Here is a 16,028-nt window from a genome sequence, read left to right as displayed (position 1 = left end):
TAGAAGGACCGGCAGTGTCACGCGGGGATGCCCGCGACCTGACACGTCAGCGTCCGGGTGATGGCGTCGGCTTTCTGTACGCGGGCGACGATTGCGGTCAGTTCTGCCTCGTCCTCGGCAACGATACGGACGACGACGTCGTACGGACCGAGTACGGCCTCCGCCGTTTCGACTCCACGAACGTCTTGCAGCGCCGATGCGACCAGAGCGGATCGACCTACCTCTGTCTGTACGAGGATGAATGCTTGCACCATCGTCGGCCCTTTCCGAATGTCCCGGCAGTACCCGAAGGTAGTGTCGCGGTGGTCTCGCATTTCGGGCGTCTTCGCACCCGACAAGCGCGGTTGTCGGTAAAAAGGTACCGCAGCGGTCGGAGTCGTTCCGCGCGAGAGGGGAGCCAGGTGGTCACAGCAGAAAAGAGGAACAACATCGACATCGGCGCTGACCGAGACGAATCCCACAGTCCAACGGTCGCTCAGGTCGGGGAGTTCGGCGTGATCGACCGATCGACGAGAGGTCGGATCCAATCGAGCCACACGATCCTCGGACCGGGCGACGACGCTGCAGTCGTTGCTGCGGCAGACGGTCGAGTGGTCGCGACGACCGATATGTTGGTGGAGGGCAGGCACTTCCGGCTGGACTGGTCGAGTCCGATCGACGTCGGACGGAAGGCCGTCGCGCAGAACGGGGCCGACATTTCGGCCATGGGAGCTCGCTGCACCGGATTCCTGGTTGCTCTCGGGTGCCCTGCCTCGACGTCGGTGGAGGTGACGGACGGTCTGTCCGAGGGGTTCTGGCGCGAAGCGCAACGCGCTGGTGCATCGATCATCGGTGGAGATCTAGTCCAGTCCGAGGAGCTCGTGATTTCCATCACCGCACTCGGTGATCTCGAAGGACGACCGCCGGTGCTGCGCTCGGGCGCCCGCCCAGGTGATGTAGTCGCCGTCTTCGGACACCTCGGTTGGTCGGCGGCGGGTCTCGCAGTCCTCGAAGCGGGTCGGTCGGGGCATGCGGCACTCGTCGACGCTCATCGAGTGCCGGCACCCGAATACGAACAGGGTGTGTCCGCCGCACTGGCGGGAGCGACATCGCTGACGGATGTGTCCGACGGCCTCGTCGCCGATTTGGGTCACATCGCGCAAGCCTCCTCGGTCTCGGTCGACCTGAACAGTGATTTGCTGGACACCGGGAGCGAGATCGTCTCTGCCGCCACCGATCTGGGGGTGTCAGTTCTTTCGTGGGTTCTGGGTGGAGGCGAAGATCACGCCTTCGCTGCGACGTTTCCCCGGACGGCACGGATTCCCGACGGCTGGACGGTGGTGGGCCACGTGTCAGGTCCTTCGGGGGCGCCGATGGTGACAGTGGACGGAGAGCCGTTCTCCGGTCCCGCCGGATGGTCCAGCTTCGACGGGAGCACCGAATGACTGCGCGACCGCTGCACGACATCATCGAAAAGGGTTGGGCCACAGCGCTGCAACCGGTCGAGGAGCAGATAGCGGCGATGGGCGAGATGCTCCGCGCGGAATCGGCCGCCGGACGCGGCTACCTCCCGTCGGGAGAGAATGTGCTGCGGGCCTTCACCAGGCCGTTCGACGATGTCAGGGTACTGATCGTCGGGCAGGATCCCTACCCGACTCCTGGGCACGCCGTCGGGTTGAGCTTCTCGGTCGCACCCGACGTCCGGCCCGTTCCCCGCAGTCTGGCCAATATTTTCAAGGAGTACACCTCCGATCTCGGGTTCCCGACTCCATCGAGCGGAGATCTCTCGCCCTGGGCCGATCAGGGTGTGCTGTTGCTCAACCGCGTGCTGACGGTGCAACCCGGGGTTGCGGGTTCGCATCGCCGGAAGGGGTGGGAAGCGGTGACAGAGCAAGCGATTCGAGCTCTCGTCGCGCGAGGTGACGGAGACGACAAGGCCGGTTTGGTTGCACTTCTGTGGGGCCGCGATGCGGCCACGCTCAAACCGATGCTCGGTTCGACGCAGTGTATCGAGTCGGTGCATCCGTCACCGCTCTCGGCGTCGCGCGGCTTCTTCGGATCCGCCCCGTTCAGCCGTGCCAACGAACTGCTCGTCGCAGGAGGCCACGAACCCATCGACTGGAGGCTGCCGTAGCCGGCGATCTACGAGAAGTCGGGTCGACGCTTTTCCACGAATGCGTCGACTCCTTCGTGGCCGGTCGGACCGTCGGCGGCTGCAGCAATCGACGCGGCCTCGGCATCGAGTTGCTCTGCCAGGGTGTGGGTGTCGGACTTCTGCAGTAGTGCCTTGACGCCCTCGAACGCCGCGGTCGGTCCGGCAGCAAGGGTACGGGCGAGGCGCTGGGCCTCACTGATGATGATGTCGTCACCGACGAGTCGACTCAGGATTCCGAGCCGGACTGCTTCCTCACCGTGCAGGACCGAATCGCTGAGCAGAATATCGCGGGCACGAGCGGGCCCGACGATTCGCGGAAGCGTCCATGTCAGACCCCCGTCCGGGGTCAGACCGATGCCGGAATACGCCGGGCGCAATTTGGTCGAGCGGCCACCGATCGCGATATCGGCGTGGCAAACCAGGCTCATCCCGGCGCCTGCTGCCCATCCCTGAACACCGGCAACGACTGGGACGGTGGTCGCGGCGAGTTCGACCACGAAGCGATGGAACTCGTCGGCTACGCCTCGAACGTAGGCGCCGCGGACGGGGGCGGCCGCGAATGCCCGAACGTTTCCGCCTGCGCAGAAATTGGAACCCGAACCAAGGAGGAGGACGGCGCCTGCGGTCAGTTCTCCTGAATTGAGCGCGTGGAGAGCGTTCGCTCCCTCGACCATGGCGGCGCCGCTCAGTGAAGTGCCGGCCGCGTCGGTGGCCACGGTGATCTGAAGTACGCCGTCTACGAGGTCGACGGTCCCGGTGCTTTCGGAAGTTGTCACGAAATTCACTGTAACGTGCGCCCGTCGGCGACCGTCACAACGGTGTTCCTATCGCTCTGTGGTGTCCGAACATGACTGTGCCCGAACATGACTGTGCCCCGCGGCCAGGTTCGGTCGCGGGGCACAGTCACGTACTCGTTCTCGGGGGCAGTTATCAGCCCCGAACCACCTTGCCTGCCTTGAGGCAGGAAGTGCAGACGTTCATGCGCTTGGAGTTGCCGGGGGCAACCTGAGCGTGAACGGTCTGGATGTTCGGGTTCCAACGACGGTTGGTCCGTCGGTGCGAGTGCGAGACCGACTTACCGAAGCCGGGCCCTTTGGCGCATACGTCGCAGACGGCAGCCATAGTCGCGAACTCCTTGATAGATGATTGAGCATTAACATGAGGGCGGTTGCGCCAAGAAACATGACGCACATCAGCACGCCGCTCCTCTTAGGGCAACCCTGCAAGAATAGCGGCGTACCCGGATTTCACCAAACCGCCACCTGAAGTGGTGGCTGAACGTCCTCCGGGACTGTTCGAGTCTAGGCTTGCTGTGGCCGAATCGAGGGGACGGGGGTCGTGATCGACATGGGTGAGGTGGTCGACCGCGAGGTATCGGCGGCGGTGACGGAACTGGGCGCCGATGAACTCAGACAGTGGGCCTATCGCTGTGTCGACGGTCTCACCGACCGGCGCGAGGAGATCAACGAGCTGAACGTGTTTCCCATACCGGATTCCGATACCGGCACGAATCTGGTGTTCACCGTGCGGTCGGCTGTCGAGTGCATGAGAAGCGCAGGCCCGCACGCCGATCTCGCTGCAGTTGCAGCGAGCCTCGCTCGAGGTGCGGTGGCAGGTGCCCGTGGCAATTCCGGTGTCATCGTGTCCCAGTTGATGCGCGCCCTGGCCGAGGAATGCCGCAGTGGTCGTCTCGATGGTCCAGGTGTGGCGCGAGTCCTCGGGCGGGCATCGAACCTCGTCGGCGAGGTCGTCAGTGTTCCTGTGGAGGGCACGATCGTGACAGTTCTGGCCGTCGCGGCCGATGCCGCCACCGAGTCGGCAGGATCCGATCTCGCCGCGGTCGTGCTTCGTGCGAGTGAGTCCGCTGCCGTTGCACTCGATCGCACTCGATCGCAGTTGTCGGTGCTCGATGCTGCGGGCGTCGTCGATGCCGGTGCTCTGGGGCTCGTCGTCATGCTCGATTGCTTCTCGGCCGTGGTGACGGGGACGCTGCCCACACGTCCGCGCTATCACCGAACCATCGTCGCTTCGAACCCGACGAAGTTTCGATCGGTGACCGAGGGAGAGCATCACCATCGCGGCGCATCGTCGATCGGTGGGTACGAGGTTCTCTACGGACTGACGGACATCGGCGAGGACGACGTAGTTGCACTGCGATCTGCACTCAGCGAATTGGGTGATTCGACGGTGGTCGCCGGAGACGGTGCAGGCAGCTGGTCCGTGCACGTGCACACAGCCAATGCGGGCCTGGCAGTAGAGGTGGGCCTCGCTGTCGGTCGAGTGCACGGCATTCGCATCGACGCACTGAGCACGATGGACTGTGTGGACGGGCCGGCGACGGCGGTAAACGCCGACGGTCACGGGAGAGACATCCTTGCCGTCGTCGCAGGCGACGGCGCCGAGCAACTGTATGTGAGCGAGGGTGCTGCAGTACTTCGGTGCGACACGAGACGAATCGGCACGTCGGAGCTGTGCGATGCCATCCTGCGCGCCGAACACCCGGAGGTGCTCGTCCTTCCCAACGGTGCGCTCTCCGCTCAGGAGCTGGTCTCGGTGTCCATCGCTTCGCGCACCGCGGGCAAGGACGTGCTCATGCTTCCCTCGTCGTCGATGGTTCAGGGCTTGGCAGCGCTCGCTGTGCACGATCCGACGCGAGCAGCGGTGGACGACGCGTTCGCGATGTCCGAGGCCGCGGCGGGCACACGCTGGGCATCACTGCGCATCACTGACGAGAGATCCCTCACGTGGGTAGGAATGTGCGAGCCCGGCAACGGCCTCGGGCTGGCGGGCCGTGAGGTAGTGGTGATCGGCCAGGACGTGCTCGCAGCCGGACGCGCCCTGCTGGATCAATTGTTGTCGGTGGGTGGTGAGATGGTGACGATGCTGCACGGCGAGTCGGTGGCTGGACAACCCGACCCGGCGGACGTCGCGGAAGGACTGTCGGTCTACATCGCGGATCGTCATCCTGGCATCGAAGTGGTCGTTTACACAGGCGGGCAGCCCGGCGACGTGGTGCAACTCGGCGTCGAGTGACCCACGGTAGGAGTGGAAGGGCAGGGCGAGCAACACGATGGTCGGCTTATCTGATCGACTCGACGTCCTCCTGGGCAAGAAGGTCGCGGAACCATTGGCCGAGCTGTTCGGACTCCTGACCGTCGAGGATCTGTTGCGGTACTACCCGCATCGATATATGACGCAGGGCGCGGAACTGACCGAAAAAGAACCGCCCGAAGGCGAGCACATCACCATCGTCGCGACCATCACGGCTTCGAAGTTGCGTGACATGAAGGCCCGTAGAGGACAATTTCTCGCGGTCTCGCTCGAAGCCGACGGACAGCAGATCGACGCGACGTTCTTCAGCCCCCACAAACTCAAGCACGTGCTCGTGCCCGGCCGGAAGGGAATGTTCTCGGGCAAAGTCAAGTACTTCGGTCGACGGTGGAACCTGACGCACCCCGGATACGTCATTCTCGGCGGAGACGACGAGGACGGCGCAGTTGTGCCGCAGGGCCGGATCGTCGGTGGTGGTGCCCTGGCAGGGATGGCGCGCGGGGCGGTGGACGCAACAACGGGCAGCGTCGACATGTCGGTGTTCGATCGTCGGTTCGTTCCGTTGTACCCGGCGTCCAAAGAGGTGGAGAGCTGGACGTTCATGCGTGCAGTTCGGCAGATTCTCGACGGACTCGACACCGTCGAGGACCCGGTGCCCGGTGAGATACTCGCCGAGCGTGAACTGGTCTCCCTGGACACGGCGCTGCACTGGATCCACTTTCCCGACTCCGTCGAAGAGAAGGAGCAAGCGCGAGCGCGTCTGAAATTCGACGAGGCCCTCGCCGTTCAGTTGGTGCTGGCCGCGAGGCGCCGCGACGTGTCCACACGCGCAGCGCCACCGTGCCCACCTGTCGCCGACGGCGTGGCGGCGGAGTTCGAGCAGCGTCTTCCGTTCACGCTCACTGCAGGACAGCAGCGGGTAGCCGAGGAGATCTCGAACGATCTGACACGGGATCACCCGATGTCCCGCCTACTGCAGGGTGAGGTCGGTTCCGGCAAGACCATCGTGGCTCTCCGGGCGATGCTGCAGGTGATCGACGCAGGTCATCAGTGCGCGCTGTTGGCGCCCACAGAGGTCCTCGCGGCACAGCACGCGCGCTCGATCTCGATGATGCTGGGCACGCTCGCGGGGGCTGGCGAACTCGGTGCGGACGAACTGGCGATCAAGGTGACGCTGCTCACCGGTTCGATGGGAACTGCGGCGAAGAAGAAGGCTCTGCTGGATACGGTCACCGGTGACGCAGGCATCGTGATCGGTACCCACGCACTCATCCAGGATCGCGTCGAGTTCATGGACCTCGCGATGGTCGTCGTCGACGAGCAGCACAGGTTCGGTGTCGAGCAACGCGATGCACTGAGGTCGAAGGCCCGGGACGGGTCGAGCCCGCACCTGCTCGTCATGACTGCCACGCCGATCCCTCGAACCATCGCTATGGCGTCGCTCGGCGACCTGGAAACATCCACCCTCGACGAACTGCCTCGCGGACGGGCACCGATCATCAGCAATGTGGTGTCGTCGAAGGACAAACCTGCGTGGGTCGATCGCGCGTGGCAGCGCATCAACGAGGAGGTATCGAGGGGGCGTCAGGCGTACGTCGTGTGCTCGCGGATCGGTGGCGACGAGGCCGAGAAGAAGCCGCGGACCCGCAATGCCATGCACGACGACAATGTCCTTCCCGAGACGAAGTCCGCGGTGGACATGTTCGAGATGCTGAGCTCCGGCCCGCTCGCAGATCTGCGGGTAGGTCTGCTGCACGGGCGCATGCATCCGGACGACAAGGACGCAGCCATGCAGGAATTCAACGCGGGCGAGATCGATGTGCTCGTCTGCACGACGGTCGTCGAGGTCGGCGTCGACGTCCCGAACGCCACGGTGATGGTCATCGTCGATGCGGACCGATTCGGCATCAGCCAACTCCACCAGCTTCGGGGGCGTATCGGCAGAGGCGGGCATCAAGGGCTCTGCATCATGATCAGCCAGCTCGGTTCGATGGGACCGACGTTCGCTCGGCTTCAGTCGGTGGCAGCCACCAACGACGGATTCGAACTGGCGAAGCTCGACCTCCAGACCAGAAGGGAAGGCGACGTACTCGGTGCCGCGCAGTCCGGAACCGTCAGTAGCATGCGGCTCCTGTCGCTCATCGACGACGAAGACGTGATCGCCGACGCGCACGCGTGCGCCAGAAGCCTGTTCGACGCCGATCCGGAGATGACGGACCACCCGGGCATCGTGTCGATGATGAAATCCGCGTGGAGATCGGACCGCGCGGACTACCTCGACAAGTCCTGAATTCCCTCAATATCGGTCCACTGCACCGTTCCAGAAGCGAAAACTGATCATTCTGTCCCACATCTCGAGACAGTGGTCACATTCGACGTATCGGTCAGCGGTAGGTTAAGCGAATGTTCTCCAAAGTGTTGGTTGCCAATCGCGGCGAGATCGCTATCCGAGCCTTCCGCGCGTCGTACGAGTTGGGTGCGGCCACCGTGGCCGTCTTCCCGTTCGAGGATCGAAATTCGGTCCACCGGACGAAGGCCGACGAGGCGTACGAGATAGGTGAGAAGGGTCATCCCGTTCGCGCCTATCTGTCGGTGAAGGAGATCGTTGCGGCCGCCAAGCGCGCGGGCGCCGATGCCGTGTACCCGGGGTACGGATTTCTGTCCGAGAATCCCGATCTCGCCTCGGCGTGCGCCGAGGCCGGGATTACGTTCGTCGGACCTTCGGCAGATGTGCTCGAGCTGACCGGGAACAAGGCTCGCGCGATCGCTGCAGCGAAGCGCGCCGGACTACCCGTTCTTGCGTCCTCGGAGCCGTCGAGTGATGTCGATGAGCTGGTGGCGGCGTCGGAGTCGATGACATTCCCTCTCTTCGTCAAAGCCGTTGCAGGCGGCGGTGGCCGCGGAATGCGCCGGGTGGCCGAGCCCTCGATGCTTCGTGAGTCGATCGAAGCTGCCGCACGTGAGGCAGAATCCGCCTTCGGCGACCCGACGGTATTCCTCGAGCAGGCGGTCATCGATCCGCGCCACATCGAGGTTCAGATTCTGGCCGATGGCCAGGGCAACGTGGTGCACCTGTTCGAGCGTGATTGCTCGTTGCAGCGGCGGCATCAGAAGGTCATCGAACTCGCGCCTGCTCCCAATCTCCCCGAAGAACTTCGGCAGCGCATGTGTGCGGACGCCGTGGCGTTCGCCAAGGAAATCGGGTATTCCTGCGCCGGCACCGTCGAATTCCTGCTCGACACTCGCGGCAACCACGTCTTCATCGAGATGAATCCGCGAATTCAGGTGGAGCACACGGTAACCGAGGAGGTCACCGACGTTGACCTGGTCCAGTCGCAGCTGCGGATCGCGTCGGGGGAGACCCTCGCCGATCTCGGGCTCAGTCAGGACAACATCGTGCTTCGCGGTGCGGCATTGCAGTGCCGCATCACCACCGAGGACCCGGCCAACGGATTCCGGCCGGACACCGGCCGGATCACTGCATATCGCACCCCGGGCGGTGCAGGCGTCCGACTCGATGGTGGCACCACCCTCGGCGCCGAGGTCGGCGCCTACTTCGACTCGATGCTGGTCAAACTGACCTGTCGCGGAAGGGATTTCGATACAGCCATCGCGCGAGCCCGGCGAGCGGTCGCCGAGTTCCGCATCCGCGGAGTGGCGACCAACATCCCGTTCTTGCAGGCCGTTCTCGTCGATCCGGATTTCACCCAGGGACGAGTGACCACCTCGTTCATCGAGGAACGCCCGGAGCTGCTGACTTCGCGTAGCTCGGGGGATCGCGGCACGAAGATCCTGACGTACCTCGCGGATGTGACGGTCAACAAGCCACACGGTGACCGCCCGTCTCCGGTGTACCCGCAGGACAAGCTGCCCGAGGTGGACTTCTCGGCGCCGATTCCCGACGGTAGTCGTCAGCGTCTGCTTGCGCTCGGCCCGGAAGGGTTCGCTCGGGACCTGCGGAACCGTAAGGCTCTCGGGGTCACCGACACGACATTTCGTGACGCCCACCAGTCTCTGCTGGCTACCCGCGTGCGCACCTCGGGTCTGCTGATGGTCGCGCCGTACGTCGCGCGCACGACTCCGGAGCTGCTGTCGATCGAGGCATGGGGAGGTGCGACCTACGATGTGGCGCTGCGCTTCCTGCACGAGGATCCATGGGACCGTCTGGCTGCCCTGCGCGAGGCCGTACCGAACATCGCGCTGCAGATGTTGCTGCGTGGCCGAAACACCGTGGGATACACGCCGTACCCGGAGAAGGTGACCCGCTCGTTCATTGCGGAGGCGACCGATACCGGTATCGATATCTTCCGTATCTTCGACGCGCTGAACAACGTCGATCAGATGCGCCCGGCGATCGACGCGGTTCGCGAAACCGGCACTGCGATAGCCGAAGTCGCGCTCAGCTACACCGGCGACCTGTCCAATCCGAACGAGACGCTGTACACCCTGGACTACTACCTGAAACTTGCCGAGCAGATCGTCGATGCCGGTGCCCACGTACTGGCGATCAAGGACATGGCGGGGCTCCTGCGCGCGCCGGCAGCTCGAACGTTGGTGACCGCGCTACGCAGTAACTTCGACCTGCCGGTGCACGTGCATACTCATGACACCCCCGGCGGGCAGTTGGCGACGTATCTCGCGGCGTGGGAGGCAGGTGCCGACGCAGTCGACGGTGCCAGCGCGTCCATGGCGGGTACGACGAGTCAGCCCGCGCTGTCCGCGATCGTCGCTGCGGCCGCGCACACCGATCGTGACACCGGTCTGGATCTGCAGGCGGTGTGCGATCTGGAGCCGTACTGGGAGGCGCTGCGGAAGGTGTACGCGCCGTTCGAGTCCGGATTGCCGTCGCCGACCGGACGCGTCTACACACATGAGATTCCCGGCGGGCAGTTGTCCAATCTGCGACAGCAGGCGATCGCCCTGGGCCTCGGCGATCGATTCGAGACGGTGGAGGCCAACTATGCCGCTGCCGACCGGATGTTGGGCAGATTGGTCAAGGTGACGCCGAGCTCGAAGGTCGTCGGGGATCTGGCGCTTGCACTCGTCGGTGCGGGGGCCTCTGCGGAGGAGTTCGCCGAGAATCCGAGCAAGTTCGATATCCCGGATTCGGTGATCGGCTTTCTGCGCGGAGAGCTCGGAACACCGGCAGGTGGCTGGCCCGAGCCGTTGCGGACCAAGGCGTTGCAGGGTCGCGGTGAGGCCAAACCGGAAACACCTCTCGCAGCCGAGGACGAGAAGTCGCTCGATGGAACGTCCGCTCAGCGCCGAGACACGTTGAATAGGTTGCTCTTTCCCGGCCCGACCGCAGAACTGGCGGCGCATCGCGAGAAGTACGGCGATACGTCGCGGTTGTCGGCAAATCAATTCTTCTACGGTTTGCGTCAAGGCGACGAGCATCGAGTGCAGCTCGAGAAGGGCGTCGAGTTGTTGATCGGTCTGGAGGCGATCTCCGACGCCGACGAGCGAGGTATGCGGACGGTGATGTGCATTCTGAATGGGCAGCTTCGGCCGGTGTCGGTGCGCGATCGATCCATCTCGAGCGAAGTACCGACTGTCGAGAAGGCCGACCGGTCGAACTCCGGGCACGTGCCTGCTCCGTTCGCCGGTGTGGTGACCCTGTCGGTCGCCGAGGGCGACAAGGTAGCGATCGGTGACGTCGTGGCAACGATCGAAGCGATGAAGATGGAGGCCGCGATCACCGCCCCGAAGAGCGGTACCGTCGGACGTCTCGCCATCGGTGGCGTGCAGCAGGTCGAAGGTGGGGACCTGCTCGTGGTGATCGGAAGTGGATCGTCCGGCGAGGACGCATCTGCCGAATGAGTAGTGTCCTGTAGATGACTCGGATCGTCGCTGGCATCGCAGGGGGTAGGAAGCTGAAGGTGCCGCCTCGCGGTACGCGTCCCACGTCGGAACGCGTCCGTGAGGCGCTGTTCAGCTCGTTGGCGGCCCGCATGGACTTCGAGGGCGTGGCAGTTCTCGACTTGTTCGCAGGTTCCGGAGCGCTTGGCCTGGAAGCTCTTTCGCGTGGTGCGGCATCGGCAGTGTTGGTGGAGTCGGACGCTCGGGCGGCAGCGGTGGTTCGTGAGAACGCTGCCGCCGTCGGCCTCCTCGGCGCGGCAGTTCGGTGCGCTCCTGTCGCGTCGGTGCTCGCAGGGCCAGCAGACGCGACCTACGACCTCGTGCTGGCGGACCCGCCCTACGCCGTCACCGAAGATGCTGTGGCGCATATGCTTTCGGCGTTGCTATCGGGAGGCTGGCTCGCGCCCGATGCAATCGTCGTGCTGGAGCGATCGTCACGCTCGCCGCAGACGTCGTGGCCGGACGGTCTCGAGCCCGACAAGGTCAAGAAGTACGGGGAGACTCGCATCGAGATCGCGGTGAAAAGCTAGCGGCTCGCAGCCGGTGATACCGTGCTGGCATGACTGGAGCGGTGTGCCCTGGATCCTTCGACCCGGTGACCAAGGGTCACCTCGACGTCATCACCAGAGCTGCAGCGCAGTTCGACGAGGTCATCGTCACGGTCATGATCAACAAGAGCAAGCGTGGGCTCTTCACCGTGGACGAGCGCATCGAGATGATCGGTGAGGCAACGGCGCACCTCGAGAACGTTCGCATCTCCTCCTGGCACGGTCTGCTCGTCGACTACGCCAAGCAAGAGGGACACACAGCCATCGTCAAGGGTCTCCGCGGCGCCAACGACTTCGACTACGAACTCCAGATGGCCCAGATGAACCAGAAGTTGTCCGGAGTCGACACTCTCTTCATACCGGCGAACCCGAGATGGAGTTTTCTCTCCAGTTCGCTCGTGAAGGAAGTAGCGACGTTCGGGGGCGACGTCGAGGACATGGTTCCCGACTGCGTGTACTCGCGGCTTCTGACTCGGATCGCCGAGCGTCAGGCCGAATAAGGTTCCAACCTGCGACACACCGAGTCCGTGTCGCACGGACACGGCAATCACCAGGCAAACTGACGAGCACAAGGATCTGGTCCGCAAGATAAGTTCTTCAGCAGCCAACACGATTGGGGTTACCGGTGTACCGCGTATTCGAGGCACTCGACGAGCTCGTCGCCATTGTCGAGGAGGCGCGCGGTGTCCCGATGACGGCGGGCTGCGTCGTCCCCCGTGGTGATGTGCTTGAACTTCTCGACGACGTCCGAGATTCGATTCCGGGCGAACTCGACGACGCCCAGGACGTGCTCGACCATAGGGACAAGTTGGTCGGTGACGCCCGAGCCACCGCCGAGAAGACCGTCACCACTGCCAACAACGAGGCGCAGGACACCGTCGAGAACGCGCGGGATTCCGCCGATCGGATCCTTGCCGATGCCAAGGCCCAGGCCGACCGCATGGTGGCCGAGGCGAAGGCGCACGCGGAGCAACTCGTCGACGACGCCACCGACTCCGCGGAACGCACCGTCGAGCAGGGTCAGCAGGAGTACGACGCGTTGACCACGAGAGCTCGGACCGAGGCCGATCGCATGATCGAGGCAGGTCAGACGTCGTACGACCGAGCGGTCGCCGATGGCGTCGAGGAACAGGCCCGGTTGGTCGCACAAACCGAGGTGGTGCAAGCAGCACACGCCGAGTCGGCGCGAGTCATCGACGAAGCTCATGCCGAGTCGGACCGGATGCGCAGCGAATGCGACGTGTACGTCGACACCAAGCTCGCCGAGTTCGAGGAATTCCTCACCGGAACGATCAGGTCTGTCGGTCGGGGTCGCCAGCAGCTACGTACCGGGTCGGGAGTTCCTGACTACGGCTCGGAGCAGGGTGACGACTTCCGACGGCCCCGTCGCTAGGAGCTCGGCCGCGACAATTTGCTCAACACATGCGCGAATGCGTATCGTTGAGTGGTTGCCCATTGCCTGTCGCGAGTATCGCCGAATCGCACGCAACACCACGAACGCAATCGAGTAGAGAGAACCGCTGTGTCTAGCCGTCGTAGTACCCCCCGCCCCCAACCGGGTACGGGTTTCGTTCTGGACATCGACAGTCTCGGCCGTAGGCCGGGGTCGATGAAGCAGATACAGCGCACGGTCGCCGCGCCCACGCGGATCGGACTCGACGCGATCGCGATCGAGGCGGGTTCTCCCGTGGAACTCGATCTCAGGCTCGAATCCGTGTCCGAGGGCGTGCTGGTGACCGGCACGGTTCGAGCCGACACGGCAGGCGAGTGCACCCGGTGCCTGGAACCGGTGACGGGTTCGGTGGATGTCTACCTGACCGAGCTTTTCGCCTACCCCAACAGTGTCACCGAAGAGACGACCGACGAGGACGAGATCCGTCGCATCCTCGACGATCAGATCGACGTCGAACCAGTCGTCGTGGATTCTGTCGGATTGGAGCTTCCGCTGAATCCGCTGTGCCGCGAAGACTGCGAAGGATTGTGCTCCGAATGTGGCGTTCGCCTGGCGATTGCTGGATCCGAGCACAGTCATGACATACTGGATCCTCGCTGGGCTGGTCTTGCAGCCAAATTTGGCGTGGGAACAGAACCGAGCAACAAACTTGTGAACAACGAAGCCGAGGAGAAGTAGAAGTGGCTGTCCCGAAGCGTAAAATGTCGCGTTCCAACACGAGGTCGCGTCGTGCACAGTGGAAAACCACTGCACCCACCCTCGTGACGTGCCCCAACCGCGGTTGTGGCGAGAAGACGATGCCGCACATCGTGTGCCCGTCGTGTGGCACGTACAAGGGCCGCCAGGTCGCAGCAGCTGTCTGATCTCCCTAGGAGCGGACACACTGTGCCGAGCAAAGGCAGTTCTGCCGTAAAGAAGAGCTCGAACGTCGACAGCGGCGGGGACGACCGAAAGTCGCTCCTCGCCGCTCTTGGCGTTGTATTGGACGAGTCGCTGCTGACGTTGGCGCTGACGCACCGCTCGTACGCGTACGAGCGTGGCGGTCTCCCGACGAACGAACGTCTGGAATTTCTCGGCGATTCGGTTCTCGGCTTGACGATCACCGAGCGCCTCTACTCGGCACATCCGGCCAAGTCGGAGGGTGAGCTTGCCAAGATCCGTGCCAGTGTCGTCAACATGCATGCCTTGGCCGAGGTAGCCCGCAGTCTCGGTGACGGTGGGCTCGGTCGGCATCTCCTGCTCGGTAAAGGCGAGGAGCAAACCGGCGGACGCGACAAGCCGAGCATCCTTGCCGATGGTATGGAGTCCCTTCTGGGGGCAATACACCTCGAGCATGGAATCGATACGGCGCGCCGCGTCGTACTCACGTTGTTCGCCGACTTGCTCGATCGGGCGCCGCGCCTCGGAGCCGGACTCGATTGGAAGACCAGTCTCCAAGAACTGACCGCCGAGAAGTCGCTGGGCGTGCCCGTCTACGAAATCACGTCGACCGGGCCGGATCACGACAAGGAATTCACCGCCACTGTGCTTGTCGGTGGCCGCGCACTCGGCGTCGGGATCGGTCGGAACAAGAAGGAAGCCGAGCAGAAGGCCGCCAGCACGGCGTGGAATTCGTTGTCCCCGGCCGGTCCGCAGGCCTCAGCCTGAAATGCCCGAACTGCCCGAGGTCGAGGTCGTTCGACGCGGACTCGAATCTCACATCGTCGGTTCCACCATCGAGTCGGTCGATGTTCTCCATCCGCGAGCGGTACGGCGTCACTTCGCAGGCGGCCGGGATCTCGTCGGGCAATTGAGTGGTCGCCGAATTTCCTCTGCCGAGCGTCGAGGGAAGTACTTGTGGCTTCCCCTCGATCCTCGCGACGTCGCTATCGTGGTTCACCTCGGGATGAGCGGTCAGATGCTGGTCCAGCCTCCTACAGTGCCGGACGAGAAACACCTACGGATCCGAGCGCGGCTGGACAACGGCGCCGAACTGAGATTCGTCGATCAGCGAACCTTCGGTGGTTGGGCGATAGCCCCACTCGAGGAAGTGGACGGTTCTATCGTTCCGGAACCGGTGGCACACATCGCTCGCGATCCCGTAGATCCTCTGTTCGATGCCGAGGCCGTCGTCACGGTGTTGCGCGGCAAGCACACCGAGATCAAGCGAGCCCTTCTGGATCAGACCGTGCTGTCCGGAGTCGGAAACATCTATGCCGACGAAGCGCTGTGGCGTTCGAAGATCCACGGAAATCGGATCGCCGAGACTCTGACGCGCCCGGCGCTGCGGCGGTTGCTGACAGCGGTACATGCTGTGATGGGTGAGGCGCTGGCTCAGGGTGGAACGTCGTTCGACGCTCTGTATGTCAACGTCAACGGCGAGTCCGGCTACTTCGATCGCTCGCTGGACGCCTACGGTCAGGAAGGACTTCCGTGCTCCCGCTGTGGAAGTCCGATCAGGCGTGAGAAGTTCATGAACAGATCGTCGTTCAGCTGCCCGAAGTGCCAGCCGAGACCGAGAATTACTCGGTCCTGATACCGCGCCCGTGCTCGCGGTCCCTACAATCGGCTCTCATGGCTGACGAAAGCACCCCGACATCGCTGTGGGTAGAACGCACCGGAACCCGCCGCTACACCGGCAAGAGCTCGCGCGGCGCCGAGGTGTTGATCGGATCCGAGTCGGTGGAGGGCGTCTTCACTCCGGGCGAGCTCCTGAAGATCGCACTTGCCGCGTGCACCGGAATGAGTTCCGATCTGCCGCTCTCTCGCCGTTTGGGCGACAGCTACGACGCCACCGTCGAGGTGTCCGGGCATGCGGACCGCGAGAACGAGCTCTATCCGGAACTCAACGAAATCCTCAAAGTGGACCTCAGCGAACTGGATCCGGAAGCGCAGGAACGGCTACTGACTGTGGTCGAGCGGGCCATCGACAAAGTGTGCACCGTCGGTCGCACGCTGAAGGCAGGCACGACCATCACTCTGGACATAGACGTGGACGCCTGAC

At 63.8% G+C, this 16,028-nt stretch carries 16 protein-coding genes; 13 read left to right on the top strand and 3 right to left on the bottom strand.

Annotated elements, in window-relative coordinates; genetic code table 11:
• Window positions 1–17 precede the first annotated feature (17 nt).
• On the bottom strand, window positions 18–254 hold the full coding sequence (locus WDS16_RS11985) for an Lrp/AsnC ligand binding domain-containing protein (RefSeq protein WP_338892863.1): 237 nt from the start codon (window positions 252–254) through the stop codon (window positions 18–20).
• A 147-nt stretch (window positions 255–401) separates the two neighbouring features.
• Between WDS16_RS11985 and WDS16_RS11980 the strand changes: the two genes are divergently transcribed.
• Complete coding sequence (locus WDS16_RS11980; RefSeq protein WP_422395785.1) at window positions 402–1,424, top strand: thiamine-phosphate kinase; 1,023 nt, start codon at window positions 402–404, stop codon at window positions 1,422–1,424.
• On the top strand, window positions 1,421–2,113 hold the full coding sequence (locus WDS16_RS11975; protein WP_338892862.1) for a uracil-DNA glycosylase: 693 nt from the start codon (window positions 1,421–1,423) through the stop codon (window positions 2,111–2,113). The genes WDS16_RS11980 and WDS16_RS11975 overlap by 4 nt, the downstream gene beginning before the upstream one ends.
• Before the next feature lie 8 nt (window positions 2,114–2,121).
• Here the strand turns inward: WDS16_RS11975 and WDS16_RS11970 are convergent, their stop codons facing one another.
• Window positions 2,122–2,910: an enoyl-CoA hydratase-related protein gene (locus WDS16_RS11970; protein WP_338892861.1), complete on the bottom strand. Its 789-nt coding sequence runs from the start codon at window positions 2,908–2,910 to the stop codon at window positions 2,122–2,124.
• Between the two features lie 154 nt (window positions 2,911–3,064).
• The gene (gene rpmB / locus WDS16_RS11965; protein ID WP_008717389.1) at window positions 3,065–3,256 is read right to left on the bottom strand and encodes a 50S ribosomal protein L28; all 192 of its coding nucleotides are present in this window, start codon (window positions 3,254–3,256) and stop codon (window positions 3,065–3,067) included.
• A 225-nt stretch (window positions 3,257–3,481) separates the two neighbouring features.
• On the opposite strand from rpmB, the gene WDS16_RS11960 reads away from it, so the two are divergent.
• From WDS16_RS11960 to WDS16_RS11910, 11 genes are all read left to right on the top strand, one after another.
• A complete protein-coding gene (locus WDS16_RS11960; RefSeq protein ID WP_338893375.1) occupies window positions 3,482–5,167 on the top strand; it encodes a DAK2 domain-containing protein in 1,686 nt (561 codons plus the stop codon).
• A 37-nt stretch (window positions 5,168–5,204) separates the two neighbouring features.
• Window positions 5,205–7,475, top strand: a complete 2,271-nt coding sequence (recG, locus tag WDS16_RS11955; protein ID WP_338892860.1) for an ATP-dependent DNA helicase RecG — start codon at window positions 5,205–5,207, stop codon at window positions 7,473–7,475.
• A 113-nt stretch (window positions 7,476–7,588) separates the two neighbouring features.
• Window positions 7,589–11,005, top strand: coding sequence for a pyruvate carboxylase (locus WDS16_RS11950; RefSeq protein ID WP_338892859.1), 3,417 nt, complete (start codon window positions 7,589–7,591; stop codon window positions 11,003–11,005).
• A gap of 14 nt (window positions 11,006–11,019) precedes the next feature.
• Complete coding sequence (gene rsmD / locus WDS16_RS11945; protein WP_338892858.1) at window positions 11,020–11,574, top strand: 16S rRNA (guanine(966)-N(2))-methyltransferase RsmD; 555 nt, start codon at window positions 11,020–11,022, stop codon at window positions 11,572–11,574.
• Window positions 11,575–11,603: 29 nt separating this feature from the next.
• Window positions 11,604–12,092 carry a pantetheine-phosphate adenylyltransferase gene (gene coaD, locus WDS16_RS11940; RefSeq protein ID WP_338892857.1) on the top strand — a complete coding sequence of 163 codons (489 nt, stop codon included), beginning with the start codon at window positions 11,604–11,606 and terminating at the stop codon, window positions 12,090–12,092.
• Between the two features lie 125 nt (window positions 12,093–12,217).
• Window positions 12,218–12,985, top strand: a complete 768-nt coding sequence (locus WDS16_RS11935) for a DivIVA domain-containing protein (RefSeq protein ID WP_338892856.1) — start codon at window positions 12,218–12,220, stop codon at window positions 12,983–12,985.
• A 216-nt stretch (window positions 12,986–13,201) separates the two neighbouring features.
• Entirely contained in the window at window positions 13,202–13,723 is a 522-nt protein-coding gene (locus WDS16_RS11930) for a DUF177 domain-containing protein (protein WP_338892855.1), read from the top strand.
• A 2-nt stretch (window positions 13,724–13,725) separates the two neighbouring features.
• Entirely contained in the window at window positions 13,726–13,908 is a 183-nt protein-coding gene (rpmF, locus tag WDS16_RS11925) for a 50S ribosomal protein L32 (RefSeq protein ID WP_082897847.1), read from the top strand.
• 22 nt (window positions 13,909–13,930) lie between these two features.
• The gene (gene rnc / locus WDS16_RS11920) at window positions 13,931–14,692 is read left to right on the top strand and encodes a ribonuclease III (protein WP_338892854.1); all 762 of its coding nucleotides are present in this window, start codon (window positions 13,931–13,933) and stop codon (window positions 14,690–14,692) included.
• A 1-nt stretch (window position 14,693) separates the two neighbouring features.
• On the top strand, window positions 14,694–15,560 hold the full coding sequence (mutM, locus tag WDS16_RS11915; RefSeq protein ID WP_338892853.1) for a bifunctional DNA-formamidopyrimidine glycosylase/DNA-(apurinic or apyrimidinic site) lyase: 867 nt from the start codon (window positions 14,694–14,696) through the stop codon (window positions 15,558–15,560).
• Window positions 15,561–15,598: 38 nt separating this feature from the next.
• The gene (locus tag WDS16_RS11910) at window positions 15,599–16,027 is read left to right on the top strand and encodes an OsmC family protein (RefSeq protein ID WP_338892852.1); all 429 of its coding nucleotides are present in this window, start codon (window positions 15,599–15,601) and stop codon (window positions 16,025–16,027) included.
• Window position 16,028: the final 1 nt, after the last annotated feature.

Origin of the sequence: Rhodococcus sovatensis (assembly GCF_037327425.1) — a bacterium.
GTDB lineage: Bacteria > Actinomycetota > Actinomycetes > Mycobacteriales > Mycobacteriaceae > Rhodococcoides > Rhodococcoides sovatense.
The sequence above is the reverse complement of the archived record's forward strand: the minus strand, read 5'-3'. Positions and strand labels throughout refer to the sequence as shown.

What these genes read in the sequence shown, in the direction of transcription:
- WDS16_RS11985 (WP_338892863.1), bottom strand. Translation starts at nt 254, where the DNA reads ATGGTGCAAGCATTCATCCTCGTACAGACAGAGGTAGGTCGATCCGCT.
- WDS16_RS11975 (WP_338892862.1), top strand. Translation starts at nt 1,421, where the DNA reads ATGACTGCGCGACCGCTGCACGACATCATCGAAAAGGGTTGGGCCACA.
- rpmB (WP_008717389.1), bottom strand. Translation starts at nt 3,256, where the DNA reads ATGGCTGCCGTCTGCGACGTATGCGCCAAAGGGCCCGGCTTCGGTAAG.
- WDS16_RS11960 (WP_338893375.1), top strand. Translation starts at nt 3,482, where the DNA reads ATGGGTGAGGTGGTCGACCGCGAGGTATCGGCGGCGGTGACGGAACTG.
- recG (WP_338892860.1), top strand. Translation starts at nt 5,205, where the DNA reads ATGGTCGGCTTATCTGATCGACTCGACGTCCTCCTGGGCAAGAAGGTC.
- WDS16_RS11950 (WP_338892859.1), top strand. Translation starts at nt 7,589, where the DNA reads ATGTTCTCCAAAGTGTTGGTTGCCAATCGCGGCGAGATCGCTATCCGA.
- rsmD (WP_338892858.1), top strand. Translation starts at nt 11,020, where the DNA reads ATGACTCGGATCGTCGCTGGCATCGCAGGGGGTAGGAAGCTGAAGGTG.
- coaD (WP_338892857.1), top strand. Translation starts at nt 11,604, where the DNA reads ATGACTGGAGCGGTGTGCCCTGGATCCTTCGACCCGGTGACCAAGGGT.
- WDS16_RS11930 (WP_338892855.1), top strand. Translation starts at nt 13,202, where the DNA reads ATGAAGCAGATACAGCGCACGGTCGCCGCGCCCACGCGGATCGGACTC.
- mutM (WP_338892853.1), top strand. Translation starts at nt 14,694, where the DNA reads ATGCCCGAACTGCCCGAGGTCGAGGTCGTTCGACGCGGACTCGAATCT.
- WDS16_RS11910 (WP_338892852.1), top strand. Translation starts at nt 15,599, where the DNA reads ATGGCTGACGAAAGCACCCCGACATCGCTGTGGGTAGAACGCACCGGA.